Here is a 23,146-nt window from a genome sequence, read left to right as displayed (position 1 = left end):
GGTGATAAAAAGTGGGGTTTTTTTCAAATTTAACGTTTAAGGAATTTGATGAATATATAAATGATATATTTAATAGAATTGTTGATAAATTAAATGTGGACTCAGGTTCCTTAATAGTTATGAATGATAAGGAAGATATAATATTTAAAATTGAAAAAAATTTAAAGATTAATGTAGAAAATATTTCTATAGGAAATATTGATAAAATGGTATTGGAAAAAAAAGAACCTATTATTATAAATGATGAAGATTTAGAAAACTTTAATATTTCTAAAAAAAAGAAAGATATTATATCATCTATAATTTTTCCGCTATATTTTAAAGATAAATTAATTGGCATAATAAATTTAAATAGAGAAAAAGAAAAATTTGTAGAAAAAGATTTAAAATACCTTTTTAAAGAAAGAAAATATTTATTACCTTCTATATATAACATTATATTATTAGAAGAAATGCATAAAGAAAAAGAGAGATTTAAAAATTATGTATATGTAATGGAATTAATTGTAGAAACGTACTCGAAAACAGAAAATGTTATAGACTTCATGAATGAAATTACGTTAAAACTCGAAAAAAAATATGACGTAAAAATAAAATTTGTTGAACACAGATTACCCAAGAAAAAAGGGTTAATAAAAATAAGAGATAAATACTTTGAGATTAAGTATTATTATGAATATGATGAAGAAATAGTAGAGAAGATAAAACAGTTTTTTGAAAAGATTTTATTAATCAAACATGCCGAGGAATTAAATAAAATTTTAGATAATTATTCAGATCTTGCTAAGGAAACACTTTTAATGAATTTTGTATCCTGGGATTTGATTCAGGAGATAAATAGTGCGTTAACCTCTTTAAATTTAATTACTTTCTTTTTTGAGGAACAATATCCTGATGCTGCAGATGAGATAAAAAAATTAATTAATAGAATAAAAAATGCAGTGTCTTCATATAAATCAAGATTTTATAATATAGAAAGTATTGAATTAATTGATTTGAAAAGGTTACTAAAAGAAATAGAGAAAAAATTAGTTTTTTTGGATCCAGATATAAAGTTTAATATTAATACATATATTGATGCATTTATATATGGTTCAAAGAAAATACTTTTAAATGCTGTTTTAAATATTATTGTTTCTGTTTTGAAATATGCCAAGTTTAATGAATATAAAATATTTAATGTTGATTTGTGTAAAAAGGGTATGTTTTATATTTTAGAAATAAAAAGTACATTTCTTTCAATAAATTTTGTAGAATTTGAAAAGTCTATTAATATATCAAAGGTTATGTTAAATAATTACCATATCAATTTCAATTATTCGTTAAAAGAAGAGAAAGAAATCTTGTTTAAATTAGAAATACCTGCAAAAGATGATTAAATGGGGTGATTAGAATTTTTAATATAGAAATTATTAAAAGAGCTATAAATATATATTCCAGAACATTATTTCAAAATCAGGAAATATTTATAGGATTAGCTGTAAATTTAGAAGGTACAAGCTTTCTAAATATATTCACATTTGATAATTTAAACAAAGAATATTTCAACAATTCAGAAGACGTTATTTTTGCTGTTCCAAAAAAAATGTATGATGTTTTTGAAGAAAAGAGAGAATCGAATTTCAAAGTTACATTTTCCAATGAATTTTCTTTTTTAATCAATAATAGATTTGATGATTTTGTTATAAAAACAATATTATTACCAGAGAAAGGAAAAAATTATGGATTTTTTTATTTAATCTCAAAGGGTAATTTTAATATAGATAAAAAAGATATATTTCTAAGATTTATATCTGTATTTGAAAAAAATATAGATGCTATTTATTTTAATAAATATACAAAATATACTATAAATGCTTTTATTAAAAATTATCTCACTTTGCTTCAAAACCATTCTGAAGTTTTGTATGAACATACATTAAGAGTTTCAGATTTGACAGGTATTATAGGTGCATTATTAGGTTTAGATGAAGATAGTTTGTATAAATTGCAAATAGCCTCATTTATACATGACCTTGGTTATATATGGTTTTCAGAAAAAGTATTGGCTGAATATATAGAAAATGTAGATTCAAAAGAAAAAGACCCATTAATAAGTGTCCATTTAAAAAGACTTGAAGAAATGTTTTTTGGAAATGTTTTAATGAAACCATATGTTGATTTAGCTTTGAATCATCATGAAAATATGAGTGGGACGGGATATTTAAAGAAAAAAGATTTGAGTTTAGAAGATAATGTATTAATTATTGCCAATTATATAGATGGAGAAATGGTTCTTTCAGGAAAAGAAGAGACTAAAAGTATAATTGAACATATGGAAAAAAATTCTGGAAGGTTATATGATAAAAATGTTGTTAATGCAGCAATTGAAGCATTAAAAATTTATTATACAGAATTTGATAATGGTAAATTTTGGGGATTAATATTGCAATCCAGAACAATTAATTTAAGATATGAAGGATTAGGAGAAGAATTAATAGAATTAACAGGAGTTATCGAAAAGGTTATGGGTGATACATTGTATGTTAACGTAAGAACTATAGAACAAATAAATGTAGGATCTATTTTAAAAGTAAAAATTACAACAAAGGATTTTCCTTTAATTGCAAAGGCTCAAGTTATTTTAAAAAATCCATATGGTTATGTTATTAAAGTTATTGAAAAAAGAGAATCAAAAAAATCGAAATTAAAAGTTTTTTGGAGTTTTGAATTTTTAATTGGTCATAAAAACGAAATCACTCCAATTTTAAGAGAAAAATTAACTCCTGTTATGTGGAATGTATTAAAATCAAAAATGAAGTCAGCAAGATGTAAGGTTTTTGGTGCAGAAGGAATAATATTTACAATAGAGAATGAAAATGATATCTTTAAGCAAGATGATGTAATAATGTTATATATTGAAGAATTTGGTGAAAAATTATTTGTTCCTGCAACGTTAATATCCAAAAAGAAACTTTTGTATCACAGTCAATATGAAGCGAAATTTTTTGAATTGCCTGAAAGATTGCAGTCAGCGATATATAGAATAATATTTAGAAGACAATCATCAATAAGAACTGTTGGTGGAGTTTCTGAAATTTATAAATAAAAATAAAATCCCCTTTTTAGGGGATTTTATTTTTAGCCTTTTACTGCACCTGCTGTTAAACCAGCAACTATTTTCTTTTGGAAAATTAATACTAAAACGACCAATGGAACTGTAACTATTACAGCAGCTGCCATTAATTGACCCCATGGAAGTTCATAGAATGTTTTTCCGGAAAACATGGCGATAGCTACAGGTACAGTATATTTTTCAGGTAATTGCATAAAGGTTAATGCAAATAAGAATTCATTCCAGGCGGCAATAAAGGTTAACAAACCTGTTGTAACAAGACCAGGAGCAGATAATGGAATTATTATTCTCCATAATGTCATAAATTTTGAACAGCCATCAATTGCAGCAGATTCTTCAATAGAGATGGGAATATCTTTAAAAAAGTTATGCAATATCCATGTCGTTAAAGGTAAATTTAAAGCGATATATGGTAAAATCAATCCAGGATATGTATTTATTAATTTCATACTTCTTAATATTTGGAATAAAGCACCTAATATCGAAACCTGAGGGAACATACTAACAGCAAGAATCATAGACATTATCAATACTTTTCCAGGTATTTTCAGTCTTGCAACAGCATATCCAGCAAATGCTCCAAATATTAAAGATAATATTGTAGTTGCTCCTGCAACTATAACAGAGTTAATGATATTTTGATAAAAAGGCCTTTCTGTAAAAACTAATATATAATTTTTAAAGGTAGGGTGTTTTGGAAATAATTTAATATCTCTAGAAAATAATTCTGAATTTGGTGTTATAGAGGAGGTTATAGCATAATAAAACGGAAAAATATAAAAAATAAGCATAATAATAACCAGAATATATAAAATAACAGTGCCAATTTTCTTTTTTGTTTTATACGATTTTATTAAATCCATATTTTATTCCTCCTTTAGATCAATCAAACTTTAAGTTTAATGATCTAATGTAGATTATAGCAAAAATGCTAATCAACAAAAATATAACCACAGAAATAGCTGAGCCATATCCAAACCATGCGCCAGTAAAGGCTCTATCCATTAATATATGTCTATTATAAACAGCTAATGTTTCCACAGATTTATTCATAATATAGAAAATATCAAAAACTCTTAAAGCATCTAATGTTCTAAATATTAAAGCTACAGCTATTGTGGGTTTTAATATTGGTAAAGTTATTTTAGTGAATTGCTTCCAGCCAGAAGCACCATCAATTCTTGCGGCTTCGTAAAGTTCAGATGGTATTGTTTGGAGGCCAGCTAACAAAAGTAAAGCCATGAAAGGAGCAGTTTTCCAAACATCAACAGCTAAAATAGCAAACATAGATGGCCATTTTCCACTTAAGATAGGGGTTCCTGGAGCTAACCATCCAAGATTGTATAATATTTGTGAAATAATACCATATTGATCATTATACATCCATTTCCACATTTGTGATGAAACTGATGTGGGTATAGCCCAAGGGATTAGTATTGCAGCTCTAACAAGTCCTCTTAAAGCGAAATCGGCATTTAATATTAATGCGGTTATTAAACCTAACATAAATTCCAGTGAAACAGAAATGCCAGTAAAAATAAGAGTATTTGTTAAACTTGTCATAAACCTTGTGTCATTTAGTAATCTAATATAATTATCAAAACCAATAAACTCTTTGGGAATACCAGGTCTTAGTCCAAATGAGAAAAAACTATCCCAAAATGTTTTTAATAGAGGAAAAAATGCAGTTATGAAAATAGCTAATAATGCAGGTACAATTAACCAAAATCCAAGCCATAATTCTTTCTTTTTATATTTTATTTTAATTTTTGTGCTCAAAAGGACACCTCCTCTTAAAACTGAAGACAATCTTAAAATAAAAAATTATTTATAAAAAATTATTTATAAAATTTTAACCGGAGGAATTACCCCCCGGTTAAAACTTAAAATATTATTGTCCAGTTATCATTTTTAATTCAGATTCTAAATCATTTAAAGCTTTTTCTACGTCTTTTTTACCTATTAAGAAGCTGTGAATTTGTCTTTGAATAGCATCAGAAACTTCTGTATATAATGGGGTAATTGGTCTTGGTTCAGCATTGATGAATACATTATAAAGTTCAACCATGAAAGGAGCAGCTTCTTTTAATTTTGGATCTGAATATACAGCTTTTCTTGTTGGGTTTTGGCCAGCATTCATTGCTTTGTATAGTTGTTGATCATATGAAGTTAAGAATTTAATGAATTTTTTTGCAGCATCTTTTTCTGCATCTGATGAATAATTGTTTATAGCTAACATCCATCCACCTAACGTAGCTGAATGTCTTCCGCCTTCAATGTCACCTTTTGGTAATGGAGCAACGCCAATTTTTCCAGCAATTTTTGATTGTTTTGGGTCATTAGCTAATGACCAAACATATGGCCAATTTCTTAAAAATACTGATTCTCCGTTTTGGAAAGGTCTTCTTGTTTCTTCTTCCATATAAGTTAAAACGCCTTTAGGAGCAACACCATCGTCAATAAAACTCTTTAACATTGTCAATGCTTTTACTAATCTTGCATGATTGTCAGGATCTCCTATAATAACCTTTCCATTAGCGTCTAAGAAATCGGCACCGTAGGAATGAACAAATTCTGCAACATCACAAACTAAACCTTCATATTGAGCTAATTGAAACAACATACCATTTATTTTTTCTTTGGAAGAAATATCTGCAGCAACTGTTTTTAATTCTTCCCATGTTTGTGGAACATCATAACCATATTTCTTTAATAAATCTTTTCTATAATATAATAATCCTGCATCTGTAAACCATGGAATAGCCACTATTCTACCTTGAACGGTACCAGATTTTACTGTACCAGGTAAAAATTTATCCAATTCAAAATAATCATAATCATCGGTTAAATCAGCTACAAATGGAGCAAATTCTGCAGGCCAGATAACATCGATCATTAAAATATCTGGATCTGATGTCATAGCGCCTAAATATGTAACGTATAAATCATGTCTTGCTGTAGAACTATTTGGCATAGGCAAAAGTTGAACTTCGATGTCTGGGTAAATTTTATTGAAAGCTTTAATCTGGTTCATTAATACTTCTAATTCTCTTCCAACAGCACCAGCAGCCATAGTAATTTTCACACTCATACCAATAACAGCCATTAAAATAACTAGAGATAATACTAATAATTTTTTCATGCTAACACCCTCCCTTTCATTTGCGCAACCGTTTTCGTTAATTTGTAAAAACAAATCTGTTTCGATTATAACACATTTTTTAAATTTTAAAAAACTAACACTTAAAAAGTATGTAGTCAAAAAATGAAAAAAATTTAAGAAAAAAAACAATAATAACAAATAAATTTAGTTAATTATTAAAAATCAGCAATTACACTGAATTCTATTTTATCTTTAAATTCATCAGAAGCATTATCATAATATTTTGTATATAGCATGAATAAACCATTTGAAATAGGATAACCTATAGAAAGTTCTGCAGATGTATTTTCATCTAACAAACTTGATAATTCATCTAAGTTTTTCATAGGTTTATAATATTTTCCTACTATTATTAGTGGGAATTGTTCTGAAGGTATTTTAGCCTGCAAAGATCCATTAAGTTCAGGATTTAAAATTTCAAAATCTGTGGTTAAATCATAATTTAACCTTGCATTAGCTTTTAATAAATTTCCCAAAGTTAATTGTAATTCACCAATACCTCCAAGTCTTGTATCGGAATATGATAATAATTCATTATAATTATTTGTATCCTCTAAATTATTTTCGTAGTTGGCATTTACAAAACCAAGTTTATAATACGGCATTTGCAAAACAACAGGAAGAGCTTTAATTGTTAAAACTCCAAGGTTTAGTATTCCACCTACTCCAGCGCCATATCCTGTTAATGTTGTTGAATCAAATGTTGAGTTAATATATCCTATTTCGCCGCCAAGTTTTAGAACACCGCCACCTAAATATGCAGAAACACTACCTAATAAGTCATCTCTTAGAGGTTCAACTTCATTTTTTTTCATTGTTTTACCTGCAAGTGTTTCAATATTTATAAAACCTAATCTTGTTTTTAAAATACCATAGTATAAAAATGCAGTTTGATTATATGTAAAAGGCATAAGAGAATCTAAAGAATATGGTACATGTATTTCAATATTTGCAGCTGATGAGATTATACCGAGATCAAGAGCATTCTGGAAATTATTTGTATAGTTATACATTAACATTCCTAAACCCACAGTTTTTGGGAAAGACATGCCATATCTAAAATATAAAGGACCCACTCTTAATTTTAAAAGATTAATGGTTAACCCGCTTAAAACATCTGTTGTTTCTTCCATTCCAGGTTTTCCGTAATATAAAGGACCACCAATTTCCGTTTGATAAGCATTTAAACCGAGACCTATACCAAAATTTTGATTTTCAAAGACACCTGTTATAGAATAGGTTAAATAATCCTGACCGTTTTCTTTTACTGTATTAAAGAATGGTCTTACGTAAAATGATGAAAAGGCTGTAATCACAAATAAAAATACAAGTACAATCATAAAAGTTTTTTTCATAAAAATCCCTCCTCTAAAGATTTTAAATTTTGAGCTGCATTTTCTGGTGAAACAGAGTTAATGAAAAAACCTGATCCCCATTCGAATCCAGCAGCGTTTGTTAATCTTGGAATAATTTCCAAATGCCAATGATAATATGAATTATTGAGATTATCAAATGGAGATGTGTGAATCATATAATTAAAAGGGAAAATTCCTAACAATCTATTTAATTTTAATAGTGTATTTTTTAGAATTTTTGCAAAGTCTTTTACTAAATGAATATCTAAATTTCCAAAGTTTGAATTATGCTCTTTTTGGATTATCCACGTTTCATATGGAAATCGTGGAGCAAAAGGTTCAAAAGAAATAAAATTATTATTTTCTTCTATTATTCTGACATTTTCTTTTTTTTCTTGGTTTATAATTGAACAAAAAATACATTCTTTTTTGATATTGTAAAATGCTTTAGAGCCTTTTAGTTCTTCTTCGATGAATATTGGAATTATTGGTGTGGCTATTAACTGTGAATGAGGATGAGGTAATGATGCGCCAGCATTTGGACCATAATTTTTAAAGATTTGAACATATTTTATTTTTTTATCTTTTTTTATTTCATTAAATCTTTGAAGATATGCCCATATAATTTCTTCAACTTCGAAATCATTCATATAAGCAATGGTTGTATTATGGTTTGGAGTTTCTATGATTACTTCATGATAACCATAACCATCAATTGAAAAATACATTCCATTTTTTTTGATAATTGGTGGTTTTTCTTGGGTAACTGCAGGAAATTTATTCGGAACAACACGTAACCACCAATTTTCATCATTTGGTTTAGAATTTTGAGGTTTAAAAGCCAGAATTTCTGGTGGAGTTAAATGTTCATTTCCTTTGTCAAAGGGGCAAAAAATACTTGTTGAGGTGGTTAATTCTGCTTTTTCTATGGGCCTATTTGATCTTTCTGAAGATATAATTACCCATCTGTTTGTAATAGGATCTTTTCTATATTCTGGCATAATTGCCTCCTAAAACCTTTTTTTGGATAAAGCTCTTTTATATATATAGTGATATTCATCAGCAGATTTATTCCACGAAAAATCTTCATTCATTGCGTTAGTAATGAGTTTTTTCCAACAGTTTTTTTCTCTATTATATAGATGAATAGATTTTAAAATTTTTATTAATAAATTAGAAGAAGAGTATTCATAAAAACCAAAACCTGTTCCAGATAATGTTTCACATGAAAATTCCCTTACAGTGTCAGCTAAGCCACCAGTATATCTTACAATAGGTATTGTGCCATATCTCATGGCATACATTTGCCCTAAGCCGCATGGTTCATATTTTGAAGGCATTATAAATATATCACTTCCAGCATAAATCAATTGCGCTAAATCTTTATCAAATTTTATATTTATTGATAATTTTTTTGGATATTTATTCTGATATTTGCTTAATAAATCTTCATATCGTTTTTCACCAGTTCCGAGAATAATTATTTGGACATCTAATAAGGTTAAATAATCAAGAATTTCTGAAATTAAATCGATACCTTTTTGTTCAACAATTCTACCAATAAAGCTTAAAATAGGAACATTTTCGTTTTTTGGAAGGCCAAGCTTTTCTTGGAGATAAACTTTATTTTTGTTTTTATTTTCTAATTTGTCTTTATTAAAGTTATAAGGAATTGATTTATCTGTTTCTGGATTAAATATATTATAATCAATGCCGTTTAAAATACCATATAAATCATCATTTCTTACCTTTAATACACCATCAAGTTTATAACCATATTCTTCTGTTTGTATTTCTTCCGCATAAGTTTTACTAACTGTATTAATAATATCGCTGAAAAGGATGCCGCCCTTTAGAAAATTTATTTGTCCAAAAAATTCCAGAGCATCTATATTATATAAATAACCAGGGAGACCGGATATGTTTAAAATTTCTGGAGGAAAGATTCCTTGATATCCCAGGTTGTGTATAGTTAAAATTGTAGATGTTTTTGATAATATTGGATCATCTCGATAATTATTCTTCAAATATACGGATATTAAGGAAGTTTGCCAATCATTTATATGTATTATTTCAGTATCTGAAAGATAATTTTTTATAAAGGATAAAACGCAATCGGAAAAATATGAAGTTTGATGTTCTTTATTTGGATATTCATATATATCTTTTGTGGAAAAAAGGTTTTCGTTTTTTATAAAATATATAGGTATATCAGTATCTGGCAAATGGGATTTGTAAACAGAGAATGGGTATTTAAAGGAATGACTAATTGGATATAAATCTTCAGCGACTTTTTCTAAAGGAAGGTTATATTTTTTTATATTTTCTTCGACAACTTTATGGAAAGGCATAATAACATTGATTTTATCAACGATTTTTTTTAAAAATTTTGGTAAAGTTCCAACAACATCAGCTAATCCTCCAACTTTTGCAAACGGATCAACTTCATATGAAACCATCGTTACATTCATTTTTCCACCACCTTTTTATTACAAAATCCCATACATTAAATTATGTATGGATATTGTTGAGTATTTTATTTTTTTATTTTATATGGAGTATCATGTGTGAAAAGCACATAATCAGACTTTTCACTCCATTTTTTAACAATTTCAGCAACTTTATCAGTTCTCAAGTTTCTCATAATATCATAAAAATCAATTTTTGTCATACAAATATCTCCAGGCAAGAAAAGATTTCCCATGTTATCAGACTTGATAAATAGCGAAACATGCTCTTTAGAATGATAAGGTGTGTATATTATCTGTATTGAATTAAATAAAACATCATTATCTTTAAAAGTTTTAACACGGTTTTCCCATGAATTTATTATTTGCTGATAGGCTTGGCCAATTAATGGACCAAAGTTTCTATAATTTTTTCCTTTATAATTTTCATGAATTCTTACTGTGGCTTTTGGAAAAAAAATAGAATTATAGGCATGGTCTAAATGAACGTGAGTTAGTACAATATCTGTGATTTCGTCAGGAGATATGTCTAGATTGGATTCTATATCCTGTATTACATGAACATGACTGGGGTCTATTAATATTTTTCTTTTTTCATCTTCTAATAAAAAAACAGATGAAAATGTACCATGAACTCTTCCTGTTATAGTTAGTAATCCGCCGTCTAATATGGTCTTAAATCTCATTCTTGAACCTCCTTAAGCTTCTTCATATATACCATCATATTCGATATTATTTTCGTCCAATATAGATGATACAATATTAACGTCTTTTAAGGATAATTTTATAGATAACATTCTTCTGTTTTTGTTTATTTTACATGTGGTCATTGAGAGGATATTTAAACTATTATTACTGATAGTTTCAACTATTTTTTTTAGTTCACCAGGTTTGTCGGTTAGTGTTAAAATAACTTTTGTACCTGTTTCATTGAGAGCAGTTATATTTACCATGGCTTTAATCAATTCATGAAAACCAAATAAACCTACGGGTTTCATATCATAATCAACAACAGGTAATACTTTATAATTTGTTTCCAACATTGTTAGCAAAACGTCTTCAACTAAATCATCTTCATATAAAAAATCTTCTATTGGATCAAGCACGTCTATTAATGGGTCTTCACTATTGTATTCCATTAGGACAGCGATATCTTCACGCCGTATGGATGAAAGTAAAGTTCCGTTTTTTCTTATTATTAAAACAATTTCAACGTCTTTTTCAAAAAAAAGCTTTATAGCGTCGTCAACAGTGTTAGTTGCATGTAATGTATTAAAAGAATTTTTCATCCATAATTTTACGTACATAAAAAGCCTCCTTCACTCTTTTCTTATATTATACACCAAAAACAATAAATTTTGTGCTATAATTAAACTATATAAAAAACTCAATATTTGTTTGGGGGGGTTAAAATGAAAAAAATAGGTATTATTGTGGATTCTGGTTGTGATGTACCAAAAGAAATTTTAGAAAGATTCGACAATATAAAAGTTGTTCCATTAAGGACGATTATTAATGATAAAGAATATGATGAAGGAACATTTTCTGAGGAATATCTTTTTGAACATTTAGATGAAAAAATAGCAACTTCGTTACCTAAACCAGAAAAAATTAAAAATACAATAGAAACTATGATTGAAAAAGGATATAATAAAATTATTACTATTAATATATCAAAAAATTTAAGCGGAACATACAATCTTTTTAAAATGATTTCAGATGGAATTATGAAAGAAAATGATACAATACAAATTGTTAATATAGATTCTTTGAATATTTCTATAGGCTCAGCATTAGTGGTATATAGAGCTGCTCAATATATAGAAGAAGGAAAGGATTTTGATGAAATTATAGATTTGATAAATACAGATATAAAAAATGCGACAGTGTTTTATGTTGTGCCTACATTAAAATATCTTGCTCGAGGTGGGAGAATAGGAAAGGTTTCTGCAATGTTAGGCCAAATAATGAATATTAAACCAATAATCTCAGTTAACGACGAGGGAATATATTATACAGTTTCAAAGATTAGAGGATTTAATAAATCTATAGAAGAATTATATAATCAAATTTTAAAATTTATAAATAATCAAAATTTTATTGCTGGTGTTGTAATTAGTGGCAATAGTGATAGGCTAATAAATATGCAAAATGAGTTAATATCAAGATTAAATTCTATTAATAAATCTATAGAAGTTTTTAGAGGAAAGGTTTCAAGTACATTGTCTGCTCATACTGGCCCCGGATTAATAGGGATTGGCGTATTAAAATTAAGTGTTGGAGGTTGATTTTATGGAAAAAGTTGGTTTTATTGTTGATTCAGGTACAGACATCCCAAAAGATATTATAGAAAAATATAACATAAAAGTTGTTCCATTAAGAATAATCATTAATGGTAAAGAATATGAAGAAGGTACAATAAGTGAAGAATTTTTAATTGAACGGTTGAACGATAGTGAAGTGAAGACATCTTTACCAAATCCTGAAAAAATTGAAAAAGCAATAAAAGAGTTTATAAACAGTGGAATAAAAAAAATATTAACATTTAATATTTCAGGAAGCATGAGTGGAACATATAACCTTTTCAGACTTGTTTCTAATAAAATCAAAGAAGAATATACAGATGTTGAAATAGAGAATATAGATACATTAAACATATCTATAGGGGCAGGTTTGGTAGCTTATAGATCAATAAAGATGCTTGAAGAAGGAAAGTCTTTTGAAGAAGTTGCTTTATGGGGAAAAGAAAATGCGAAAAAATCCAAAATATTCTTTGTAATTCCAACATTACAATATTTAGCAAAAGGTGGAAGGATAGGTAAAGTATCAGCAAAAATTGGAGAATTATTGAATATTAAGCCTATTATATCAAATAGCGATGAAGGTATTTATTATACAGTAACAAAAGTAAGAGGATTAAAAAAAGCGTATAAGAGGGTTTATAATGAATTTTTAAAGTTTGTGGATAATAACAAGTATTTAGCGGCAGTTTATATAAGTGGAGCATCAAAAGAAATAGAAAAATTACAAAATGATGTTTATAAGAAAATTATGGAGTTAGAAAACACCATGGAAGTTTTTGTTGGAAAACTTTCAAGTACATTATTGGTTCACGCAGGACCGGATATGTATGGGATTGGTGCAATAATTGTTGATTAAAGCGGGGTATAGAAATTGAATAATATACCATTATATGAAAGATTAAGGCCAAAAGATTTAAATGAAGTTTTGGGAAATGAAAAATTAAAAAAGATATTAAAAAGCTGGATAAATATGAATAAGATAAAATCATTTGTTATTTATGGCCCTCCTGGTTCTGGTAAAACAACAGTTATTTCCGCTTTTTTAAATGAATTAGACAATCGAAAGTATGATATATATAAAATTTCTGGGGCATTAGAAGGTGCAAAAACATTAAAAAATATCATTTCAAATACTGAAAATCCACTATTTAAAAAACAAACGGTTTTATTTGTTGATGAGATACACAGACTAAATAAAGCGGAGCAGGATGTTTTGTTATTACACGTAGAAAAGGGAGATTTAATATTGGTGGGTTCAACTACAGAGAACCCATCATTTTCTGTTAATCCTGCATTGCTTTCAAGGATATTAACATTTGAAATTACCCCTTTATCTGAAAAAGAAATAGAAGAATTATTAAGAAGATTAAAAAATATGTATAAAGAGATAAAATTTTCAGATGATTTAAGCATTAATCTAAAAAGTTTTTTTAATTATGATGTAAGAAGAATAATCAACACAATAGAAGCACTAATTGATATGGGTATAAAAGATATAACACCACATTCATTTAAAGAAATACTGACATCTTTTGGATATTCCAAAGAAGATAAATACGATGCAATTTCCGCTTTTATAAAAAGCATCAGAGGCAGTGATCCAGATGCGGCAATTTTTTATCTATCATATATGCTTGAAAATGGTGAAGATCCTTTATATATAGCCAGAAGACTCATAATACTATCTTCTGAAGACGTAGGACTTGCTGATCCAATGGCAATAAATATAGCAGTTTCTGCATTTTTAGCAACAAAGGAAATTGGTTATCCAGAATGTGTATATCCACTTAGTGAAGCAACATTATATTTATCCGCTGCTCCAAAATCAAACTCGACAAAGGCTTATTTTGAAGCAAAAAAGTATATTAATATGAAATTTGATATACCTATGAAATTAAGGAATCCAGTTACAAAATGGATGAAAAATAAAGGTTATGGTAAAGGTTATAAATATCCTCATGATTTTAATGGATTCGTTAAAGAAACATATTTGCCAGAAATTTTAAAAGAATTTCAGTTTTATATACCAAAAAATATAGGATTTGAAGGCAAAATAAAACAAAGATTAAAAAAGTTATGGAACGGAGTTAAAGAGTATTAAATTTATTTATTCACATTTATTACCTGTAAAATCTCGATTTTGTGTTCTTCTAACACTTTGAAAATAATTTTTTTATTGTATAATAAAATGCAAATAGTATCTCCTACCTTGACTTCATAAGATGGCTTTAAAGGTTTACCATCTTTAAAAATTTTTCCAGCTTTTGCTAAATCATTTGCAATAGTGCGTCTTTTAATAATTTTATTGACTTTTAGAAATTTATCTAATCTCATATTACACCCCCATGAAATTTTTTTCATAATTGTAAATAAAAATATTATCTTAATACTTGACATGTTGCTTTAAAACAATTATAATATATTTAGCAATAATTATCAATTACAATAAATTTAATAATAAATTATGAGGTGATAGAGTTGTCTGAGCCAGTTCTTATAGTAGAAAACTTGAAAACATATTTCGACATAGCTGAGGGAACAGTTAAGGCAGTTAACGGCGTATCTTTTACTTTAAATAAAAATGAATCTCTTGGTGTTGTTGGTGAAACAGGTTCTGGGAAAAGTGTAACAATGAAAACTATAATGGGACTTATAAAAAAACCAGGGTATATTCCAGAAGGAAAGATTCTTTTTTATACAGATGAGTTCAGTAAAGATGGAAAAAAGGAATATGTAGATTTGGTTAAACTTCCATACAATCAATTTACTAGGATCAGAGGAAGACATATTGCCATGATTTTCCAGGATCCTATGACTTCTTTAAACCCTATGTATACTGTAGCAGACCAAATGATTGAAACTATAATGTATCATCAAAATGTATCAGAAATGGAAGCAAGAAAAAGGGCTATAAATCTTCTAAAGAAGGTTGGAATCCCCAATGCAGATAAAAGAATTGATGATTATCCTTTTCAATTTTCTGGGGGTCAACGACAAAGAATTGTTATAGCTATTGGTTTATCCTGTAATCCAGAATTGTTAATAGCTGATGAACCAACTACGGCATTAGATGTTACAATTCAAGCACAAATTTTAGAATTAATGAAGGATTTGCAAAATGATTTCAATACTGCTATGATATATATCACACATGATTTATCTGTTGTAGCAGAAATTGCTGATAAAGTTATGGTTATGTATGGTGGTATGCAAATGGAAATGGCTGATGTAAATACTATTTTTGAAAAACCAACACATCCATACACTAATATGTTACTTAATTGTATTCCAAGACATGATGCCAAAAAGGAAGATCTGGAACCAATTCCAGGGCAACCACCGATTATGTTAGATCCCCCATCATTGTGTCCATTTTTACCAAGATGTCCAAAAGCGACTGATAGATGTAAAAAGGAATTATCAACGTTACAAGAAGTTGAACCCGGGCATTTTGTAAGATGTTGGAATCCTATTTTGGACACAAGAACGGAGGGAGATAAATAATGCTTTTAAGAGTAAATGAATTAAAAAAATATTTTCCTATTAAACATGGATTTATAATTGAAAAAACGGTTGGTTATGTTAAAGCGGTTGATGGGGTTACCTTTTCTCTAGAAAAAGGAGAAACATATGGTCTTGTTGGAGAGTCTGGGTGTGGAAAAACAACTATTGGTAAAACGATTTTAAGACTTTATAATCAAACAGATGGTGAAATTTTTATAGATGATAAAGATACAAGTTATTTTTTTATGAAAAGAAGTGAAGCAAAAGATTATTTAAAGAGGCATTATATTGATGTTTTGAACAATGAAATAAAGAAAAAATCAGAGTCAGAATTTTTAAAAGAATTACCAGATTATAAAAAACCTTATTTTGAATTTCTTATAAAAAATGGACCAGCTAAATTTATAGATTACATGCTTTCAGATTTAAAAGGAAAAAGAATGCATTTTAGAAGAAAAGTGCAAATTGTTTTTCAGGATCCAACATCTTCTTTGAACCCAAGGATGACAGTTGGGAATATATTATCTGAACCTTTAATATTTCATGGTATAGCAAAGAATAAAAATGACGCATTCGATATTGTTAAAGAAATACTTGTAAATGTTGGGTTGAAAAAATATCATGTTGATAGATATCCTCATCAATTCTCTGGTGGTCAAAGACAGAGAATTGCTGTTGCAAGAGCAGCTATTTTAAAACCAGATTTGATTATTTTAGATGAACCAACTTCTGCTCTTGATGTATCTGTTCAGGCACAAATCATAAAGTTGTTAAAGGATTTACAGGTGGAATTAAATGCAGGATATTTATTTATCTCACATGATTTAGGAGTTGTTAGATTTATTTCTAATTATGTTGGTATAATGTATTTGGGAAGAATGGTGGAATATGGTAATTCGGATGAAATCTTTGATAATTCTAAGCATCCATATACAGAGGCTTTGTTAAATGCAGCACCTGTTCCAGATCCCAGGAAAAGAAGAGACAGAAAACAATTTATTATTAAAGGACAGGTTCCATCACCAATTAATAGACCTAAAGGTTGTTTCTTTTCACCAAGATGTAAATATGCTTTCGAACCATGTACAAAAAAATATCCATCTTATTTTGAGGTTGAGAAAAATCATTTTGTAGGTTGTTATAAATATGAACCAAAATCTTAAAATCAAGGGAGGGAGTAGCATGAAGAAGCTTTTAGTTTTATTGTTTGTTCTGGTTACAGCATTAGCTGTGTTTGCTGAAGAAGTAGATTGGGCGATTGAAGATGTAGCTGGGAAACCAGGGGGAACATTGTTTTTGAGTACAACATCTGGCCCAAAAACAATGAATCCAGCATGGGCACAAGAAACTTCATCAACAGATATTATCGGTTGGGTATTAGACACATTAGTACATTCTTCAAACAAAGGTTTAGCAGAATTACCAGGTTTAGCAAAAGAATTTTCTGCTAAGGTTACAGAAGATGGAAAGACAGTATATACATATGTTTTAAGAAAAGGGTTAAAATGGTCAGATGGTGTTCCATTAACAATTGATGATGTTATCTGGTCATTTGAAAAAATTTGGTTTGATGAAAACATGACAGCAAATGGAAATGCTGGTTATATGGATTCAAATGATGAATTGCCAGAAATCGTAAAAGTAGACGATTATACAGTTCAATTTGTTTATAATTCAAAATTCAGAAGAGGTCATGAATCAATTGGTTGGACAGAAATTTTACCAAAACACGTTTTAGAACCATATTATGAAGAAGGTAAATTTTCAGAAGCATGGTCATTGAAAGAAATGGATAAAGTTGTATCTTCAGGACCATTCATCTTAAAAGAGTATAGAGAAGGAGTTAGAGTTGTATTAGAAAAGAATCCAAATTATTATAGAAAAGATAAAAATGGAGTACAATTACCATATGTAGATCAAATTGTCTATATTATAGTTAAAGACTTAAACACAGCAAGATTGAAGTTTGAAGCTGGAGAAACAGATATATATTCACCAACAGCTGAAGAATTCCCAGAAATTAGAGCAATGGCAGAAGAAAAAGGCTGGATTGTAAGACAAGGTGGTCCAAACTTAGGTTCAAACTTTGTAACATTTAACTTTAATGCAAAGGATCCTGTAAAGAGAAAATGGTTTAGAAATGATAATTTCAGAAGAGCTATAGCTTATGCTATCGATAAACAAACATTAATTGATGTATTATATAACGGTTTAGGAGCTGCTTTATATGGACCAGTATCACCTTCATCAGGATTCTATAATCCTGCAGTTGAAGATTTAGGATTCAGATACTCTTTAGCAAGGGCTAAAAGAGAACTTAAAAAAGGTGGATTTGTATTAAAAGGTGGAAAATTATACGATGCAGATGGAAATCAGGTTAAATTTGAATTAACAACAAATGCTGGTAATAATGTTAGGGAAGAAATCGGAAATATTTTAAAAGAAAACTTATCAAAATTGGGTATTGACGTAAACTTTGCACCAATGCAATTTAATGCATTAGTTGGAAAATTAGTATCTACTGGTGATTGGGAAGCTGTTATTATAGGTTTAACAGGTAGTGTAGACCCTGCATCAGGATGGAATGTATGGAGATTAGATGGTGGATTACATTTCTGGAATTATTCACCAGAAGTTAAACCAAATATGTATGATGAAGAATTAAAAGCTGACTATTTTGTACCAGAATATGAAAAGAGAATAGATGAAATTATGAGATTGCAGGTAAGTACAGTTGATAAAGATGAATTAAGAAAATTATTTGATGAATTCCAAATGTTAGTAGCAGAACATCAAGTATTAGTATACACAGTAGCACAAAATTATTTGATTGCATATAAAAACACAGTACATATTTTCAATCCAGAGCCAAATCCTGCAGCAGGCGTTTTGTGGAAAGCTTGGAATATCTGGAAAGATCAATAATATTTAATTTTATTTTCAATTGGGAGTGGGGGAATGTGGAGTTTTCTCCACTCCCTTTCAAATTAATGTGAGGAGGTCTTTTTAATATGTTAAAATATATTCTCAGAAGAATTATAATGGCTATACCTGTTTTATTAGGTGTATCCGTAGTTTCGTTTATGATAATTCTTTTAGCCCCTGGTGATTTTTTGGATAGTTATAGGCTTAATCCTGCAGTAAGTGCGGATCAAGTAAAAACTTTAGAAAAACGATTTGGGCTTGATAAATCACCAGTTGTTCAATACTTTTTATGGTTAAGAAACATGTTGCAGGGCGAATGGGGTCAATCATTTACTTATCAAATACCTGTTTGGGATTTGATATGGAGAAGGGTTGGAGCAACTTTATTATTGAGTATTACAACATTCATTTTTACCTGGGGGATAGGTATCCCGCTGGGTATATATGCGGCTTTACATCAATATAGTATTGGTGATCAATTGGTAGCAGTTTTAGGTTTCATAGGATTGTCTATACCAAACTTTTTCTTTGCATTACTATTTTTGTTTTTTGCAGCAAGAACTGGAGGAAGGATTTTTCCAGTAGGTGGATTTATTTCGTTAGGTTATGATTCGTTTCCAACATGGAAAAAACTTTTGGATATATTTTGGCATGTTCTTGGGCCTATGATTACACTTGGGACCTCAGGGTTAGCTGGAACGATGAGAATTATGAGAGGTCAATTACTTGATGAGTTAAAACAGGATTATGTAGAGTTTGCAAGAGCAAAAGGTATGCCGGAAAATGTTGTTATTTACAAGCATGCTTTAAGAAATGCAATTAATCCTATTATAACAGCTTTGGGTTTCTCCATATCAGGTCTTTTAGGAGGGGCAGTTTTAACGGAAAATGTATTTGGATGGCCGGGTATGGGGCAATTAATAATAGAGTCTTTATTACAACAAGATATGTTTGTTATAATGGCTAACATTATGCTTGCTTCATTGTTATTGGTTATTGGTAATTTAATTGCAGATATATTGCTTGCAGCAGTTGATCCAAGAGTGCGTTTAAGATTAGGATAATGGAGGGAAAATAATGGCTGAGGAAATTAAAAATCAAGAAAATCAGGATGTATTTGAGAAACAATTTTTATCTACCCCTCAATTAGTTTGGAGAGCTTTGAAAAGACATAAATTTGGACTTATTTCAATGTGGGTTTTAATAATATTATATTTATTAGCGATATTTGCAGATTTCCTTTCCCCGATGGACTATAGGGTCCAACATATACAATATAAATATGCACCTCCAATGAAGGTTTTTTGGAAAGATGAAACAGGTAAATTTTCTGCACCACATGTTTATTTATATAAAAGAGTAAAAGATCCTGTTACTTTTCAAAGTAGGTTTAAAGAAGCAACCTATTTTTCAAATTTTAAAGTATATGATGATTTGAATTTTGATATTGAAAAAGAAACAGTTTTAGAGATTGGGAAATATAATCCTGATTTTGAATCTACAGTTACAAACTATCAATTTGTTTTAAATTATAAAACAGTTGCTGTTACTCACGATGGTAAAGAATATAAAATCGATTTAGAGACAAAAACAGAACCATTATTGACTTTTGAAGAATTAGGAATAAAAGACAAAATATTGAGTAAAAATGATGAAGGATTTATATCTGCTGAACAAGTTCCATTGTTAAGTGGAGAAGAAGTTTTACTCAGTGTTGAAAGTAGAGGGATTGCATCAACATTTTATTTTGAAGAAAATTATAAAACAAAAGCTAATCTAGCCAGATATAATTTAAAACCAAAAGATATTATAGAATTTAAGAAATACGTATCATTAGATGTTATAGAAGTTGAAACAGAAAATGATGTTTATGAATATTATCCGGAAAATTTTAAAGGAGTTAATTTTAAAAAGTTTAATATTAAATTTTTTACAAAAGGTTGGGAATATAAATGGCTAGGTTTTATCCCAGGGAATTTGCATCTATTTGGTGTTGAGAAGAGTAAATTACCATTTTTAGCAGAAGATTATTCATCAAAAGATGGAATAATTTATTTATGGGGTGCTGATAAATTTGGTAGAGATATGATAAGTAGGTTAATTTTTGGAAGTAGAGTCTCCTTAACAATAGGTTTATTAGGTATAGCAATAACATTCACAATAGGTTTAATGTTAGGTGGTACTGCAGGATATTTTGGTGGATGGATAGATGAAATATTAATGAGATTTACGGAAATATTAATGTCAATTCCAAGTTTCTATTTATTGGTATCTTTAAGTGCAATTTTACCATCTGAGTTGTCGCCTTCAGTTAAGTACATTTTGATTATTGTAATTCTTTCATTTATAGGATGGCCAGGTATGACAAGGGTTATCAGAGGAATGACGCTTGGTTTAAAAGAAACAGAATTTATACAGGCAGCTGTGGCATTAGGATATCCTTCTAGAAGGATAATCTGGAAACATTTGTTGCCAAATACAGCAACATATGTTATAGTTTCAGCAACATTATCAATACCAAGTTATATTCTCGGTGAAGCAGGTCTTAGCTTCTTAGGATTAGGTATTAGAGAACCTTCTGCAAGTTGGGGTTTAATGTTATCTCAAGCTCAGAATATTACAGCATTAACTAATTATCCATGGTTATTGTTACCAGGATTATTTATATTTATAACTGTTCTTGCATTTAATTTATTTGGTGATGCTATAAGGGATGCATTGGATCCAAGAGCATTAGGACATTAATAAATTAGAGTTATTTAATAAAAAGGCACCATTGGTGCCTTTTTATGTATGTAATAACTATTTTTTTATCTAAGCTATATATTTTATGAAAATATTAAGAAAGTTTGACTTTTTTTAAAAAAAGTGATATTATTATAATAGGGAACGTCCAAAGGAGGTGTTCGTATGGATTACAAATTATATACGAAAAACATCGAATTAACAAAAGCATTAGAAGATTATTTAGAAAAAAGAATGGAAAAAATTGACAGAGTTTTCAAGAAACATAATGATTTATTAATGGGAACAGACATCAGAGTTACAAAAGAAAGGGAGATTTTTAAAGTTGAAGTGACATCTCATTTGAAATTCAAAGGCAGCCTTTTAAAGGTAGAAGAAAGAGGAACAGATCTCTATGAGGTTATTGATAAAGTTTCAGATGCATTTGAAAGAAAATTGAAAAAATTTAAAGACAAATTACAAAATCATGATGCAGTCAATCCATTAAAAGAAATTAATACAAATATTGTTGAAGAAGAAGATATTTTTAGTAAAATAGATAAAAGAAAACGTTTTGATTTAAATATGTATTCTCTTGAAGAAGCAGTTATGCAATTGGAATTATTAGGACATGAATTTTTTGTATTTAGAAATTCTGATTCAGAAGAGGTTAATGTGATTTATAAAAGAAAAGACGGATCTTTAGGATTAATAGAATTAATAGGTTAATATAAAATAAAGCGGGGATAATTTCCCCGCTTTATGTTTTCTATATATTCAAATTTTATACATCAATATTGAAAAAATATCGTGCAATTAGACCAATACCAAATGATATAAGCATAACACTAAAACTAATTATTAGCATTTCAAAAAAATAATACTTGAATGTTTTTTCCTGAACAACAGAAACAAAAAAAGAGAAAAATACTATGACGATAATCGCATTTATAATTGTAAATGCTAAAGAAATAAGAGGGTTTGAAAAAATAAAATAAGGAATAACAAGTAAAGTTACAGTAATTATATAAGCTATACCCGTATAGATAGATGCTTTAAGAGGATTTGTTGAATTTTTATCAGCTTTTTGGGATAAGTATTCTGAAGCTGCCATAGAAAATGATGCAGCTATTCCTGTGATTAAACCAGATAATGCAACAAGTCTTGAATTTTGAAATGCAAATGTTAACCCTGCTAGAGTTCCAGTTAATTCAACTAATGCATCATTTAAACCTAAAACCGGTTCTCTTCTAAAAACAGTGGGTAAAAAAAGAAAAAATATGATATTATAGGAATGAAAGAAAAAAGGAGGAGGACCAAAATGATAAATGAATTGCCAAGATTTTTTGAAAAAATACTAAATATAAATGAACCATGGAGAATAGAAAAAATAGAACAAGATGGGAATAAAGTAAACATATATGTAAATTTCAAAAGAGGAGCGAAATTTGAAATAAACGGGAAGAGATATGGAGCCTACGATACAGTCAAAAAGACATGGAGACATTTAAATTTATTTCAATATGAAACATATATACATGCGAGAGTACCAAGGATAAAAACAGAAGATGGAATAAAAATAATAGAAG

20 protein-coding genes and 2 pseudogenes are annotated in these 23,146 nt (G+C 28.7%); 12 read left to right on the top strand and 10 right to left on the bottom strand.

Translation table 11 applies throughout. From position 1 onward, the window contains the following. The first annotated feature begins 11 nt into the window (after positions 1-11). Together BUA62_RS03385 and BUA62_RS03380 are read left to right on the top strand one after the other, a co-directional pair. Positions 12-1,379 carry a GAF domain-containing protein gene (locus BUA62_RS03385; RefSeq protein WP_072863454.1) on the top strand — a complete coding sequence of 456 codons (1,368 nt, stop codon included), beginning with the start codon at positions 12-14 and terminating at the stop codon, positions 1,377-1,379. A gap of 5 nt (positions 1,380-1,384) precedes the next feature. After that, on the top strand, positions 1,385-3,088 hold the full coding sequence (locus BUA62_RS03380; protein WP_072863452.1) for an HD-GYP domain-containing protein: 1,704 nt from the start codon (positions 1,385-1,387) through the stop codon (positions 3,086-3,088). A gap of 32 nt (positions 3,089-3,120) precedes the next feature. On the opposite strand, the gene BUA62_RS03375 is transcribed toward BUA62_RS03380, so the two are convergent. The 8 genes from BUA62_RS03375 to BUA62_RS03340 all read right to left on the bottom strand — a co-directional run bounded on the left by BUA62_RS03375 (position 3,121) and on the right by BUA62_RS03340 (position 11,408). Beyond that, positions 3,121-3,978 carry a carbohydrate ABC transporter permease gene (locus BUA62_RS03375; protein ID WP_072863450.1) on the bottom strand — a complete coding sequence of 286 codons (858 nt, stop codon included), beginning with the start codon at positions 3,976-3,978 and terminating at the stop codon, positions 3,121-3,123. A gap of 19 nt (positions 3,979-3,997) precedes the next feature. Then, positions 3,998-4,894, bottom strand: coding sequence for a carbohydrate ABC transporter permease (locus BUA62_RS03370; RefSeq protein ID WP_200782297.1), 897 nt, complete (start codon positions 4,892-4,894; stop codon positions 3,998-4,000). Between the two features lie 112 nt (positions 4,895-5,006). Then, positions 5,007-6,257 carry an ABC transporter substrate-binding protein gene (locus tag BUA62_RS03365; RefSeq protein WP_072863448.1) on the bottom strand — a complete coding sequence of 417 codons (1,251 nt, stop codon included), beginning with the start codon at positions 6,255-6,257 and terminating at the stop codon, positions 5,007-5,009. 176 nt (positions 6,258-6,433) lie between these two features. After that, positions 6,434-7,633 carry a hypothetical protein gene (locus BUA62_RS03360; protein ID WP_072863446.1) on the bottom strand — a complete coding sequence of 400 codons (1,200 nt, stop codon included), beginning with the start codon at positions 7,631-7,633 and terminating at the stop codon, positions 6,434-6,436. Next, entirely contained in the window at positions 7,630-8,634 is a 1,005-nt protein-coding gene (galT, locus tag BUA62_RS03355; protein ID WP_072863444.1) for a galactose-1-phosphate uridylyltransferase, read from the bottom strand. Before galT ends, BUA62_RS03360 begins: the two co-directional genes overlap by 4 nt. A 9-nt stretch (positions 8,635-8,643) precedes the next feature. Next, positions 8,644-10,104, bottom strand: a complete 1,461-nt coding sequence (locus BUA62_RS03350) for a glycogen synthase (protein ID WP_072863441.1) — start codon at positions 10,102-10,104, stop codon at positions 8,644-8,646. Between the two features lie 65 nt (positions 10,105-10,169). Continuing rightward, positions 10,170-10,787: an MBL fold metallo-hydrolase gene (locus BUA62_RS03345; RefSeq protein ID WP_072863439.1), complete on the bottom strand. Its 618-nt coding sequence runs from the start codon at positions 10,785-10,787 to the stop codon at positions 10,170-10,172. 12 nt (positions 10,788-10,799) lie between these two features. Next, complete coding sequence (locus BUA62_RS03340; protein ID WP_072863437.1) at positions 10,800-11,408, bottom strand: CBS domain-containing protein; 609 nt, start codon at positions 11,406-11,408, stop codon at positions 10,800-10,802. A 105-nt stretch (positions 11,409-11,513) separates the two neighbouring features. On the opposite strand from BUA62_RS03340, the gene BUA62_RS03335 reads away from it, so the two are divergent. Genes BUA62_RS03335 through BUA62_RS03325 form a run of 3 tightly spaced genes read left to right on the top strand, consistent with a single transcriptional unit; the run spans position 11,514 to position 14,505 of the window. Beyond that, positions 11,514-12,389 (top strand): DegV family protein, encoded by an 876-nt coding sequence (locus tag BUA62_RS03335; RefSeq protein ID WP_072863435.1) that lies wholly within the window; start codon positions 11,514-11,516, stop codon positions 12,387-12,389. A 4-nt stretch (positions 12,390-12,393) separates the two neighbouring features. Next, entirely contained in the window at positions 12,394-13,260 is an 867-nt protein-coding gene (locus BUA62_RS03330; RefSeq protein ID WP_072863433.1) for a DegV family protein, read from the top strand. Between the two features lie 15 nt (positions 13,261-13,275). Beyond that, a complete protein-coding gene (locus BUA62_RS03325; protein WP_072863431.1) occupies positions 13,276-14,505 on the top strand; it encodes a replication-associated recombination protein A in 1,230 nt (409 codons plus the stop codon). Positions 14,506-14,507: 2 nt separating this feature from the next. On the opposite strand, the gene BUA62_RS03320 is transcribed toward BUA62_RS03325, so the two are convergent. Continuing rightward, positions 14,508-14,738: a S4 domain-containing protein gene (locus BUA62_RS03320; protein ID WP_072863429.1), complete on the bottom strand. Its 231-nt coding sequence runs from the start codon at positions 14,736-14,738 to the stop codon at positions 14,508-14,510. A 144-nt stretch (positions 14,739-14,882) separates the two neighbouring features. Between BUA62_RS03320 and BUA62_RS03315 the strand changes: the two genes are divergently transcribed. The 6 genes from BUA62_RS03315 (at position 14,883) to hpf (ending at position 22,286) form a co-directional block, all read left to right on the top strand. Then, complete coding sequence (locus tag BUA62_RS03315; protein WP_072863426.1) at positions 14,883-15,908, top strand: ABC transporter ATP-binding protein; 1,026 nt, start codon at positions 14,883-14,885, stop codon at positions 15,906-15,908. Next, the gene (locus BUA62_RS03310; protein WP_072863424.1) at positions 15,908-17,071 is read left to right on the top strand and encodes an ABC transporter ATP-binding protein; all 1,164 of its coding nucleotides are present in this window, start codon (positions 15,908-15,910) and stop codon (positions 17,069-17,071) included. The genes BUA62_RS03315 and BUA62_RS03310 overlap by 1 nt, the downstream gene beginning before the upstream one ends. 19 nt (positions 17,072-17,090) lie before the next feature. Continuing rightward, positions 17,091-18,833, top strand: a complete 1,743-nt coding sequence (locus tag BUA62_RS03305; RefSeq protein WP_072863422.1) for an ABC transporter substrate-binding protein — start codon at positions 17,091-17,093, stop codon at positions 18,831-18,833. A gap of 86 nt (positions 18,834-18,919) precedes the next feature. Continuing rightward, the gene (locus BUA62_RS03300; RefSeq protein ID WP_072863420.1) at positions 18,920-19,897 is read left to right on the top strand and encodes an ABC transporter permease; all 978 of its coding nucleotides are present in this window, start codon (positions 18,920-18,922) and stop codon (positions 19,895-19,897) included. Between the two features lie 13 nt (positions 19,898-19,910). Beyond that, positions 19,911-21,578, top strand: coding sequence for an ABC transporter permease (locus BUA62_RS03295; RefSeq protein WP_072863418.1), 1,668 nt, complete (start codon positions 19,911-19,913; stop codon positions 21,576-21,578). A 165-nt stretch (positions 21,579-21,743) separates the two neighbouring features. Beyond that, positions 21,744-22,286 (top strand): ribosome hibernation-promoting factor, HPF/YfiA family, encoded by a 543-nt coding sequence (gene hpf, locus BUA62_RS03290; protein ID WP_072863416.1) that lies wholly within the window; start codon positions 21,744-21,746, stop codon positions 22,284-22,286. Between the two features lie 55 nt (positions 22,287-22,341). On the opposite strand, the pseudogene BUA62_RS03285 reads toward hpf, so the two are convergent. Next, positions 22,342-22,797: pseudogene (locus tag BUA62_RS03285) on the bottom strand (VIT1/CCC1 transporter family protein); the annotation flags it as partial. An 81-nt stretch (positions 22,798-22,878) separates the two neighbouring features. Here BUA62_RS03285 and BUA62_RS03280 point away from each other — a divergent pair. Next, positions 22,879-23,146: pseudogene (locus BUA62_RS03280) on the top strand (transposase family protein); the annotation flags it as partial.

The sequence above is a fragment of the Marinitoga hydrogenitolerans DSM 16785 genome, assembly GCF_900129175.1.
In the GTDB taxonomy this organism is placed as follows: domain Bacteria; phylum Thermotogota; class Thermotogae; order Petrotogales; family Petrotogaceae; genus Marinitoga; species Marinitoga hydrogenitolerans.
Note: the sequence above shows the minus strand (reverse complement) of the source record. Positions and strands in the feature narration are given on the sequence as shown.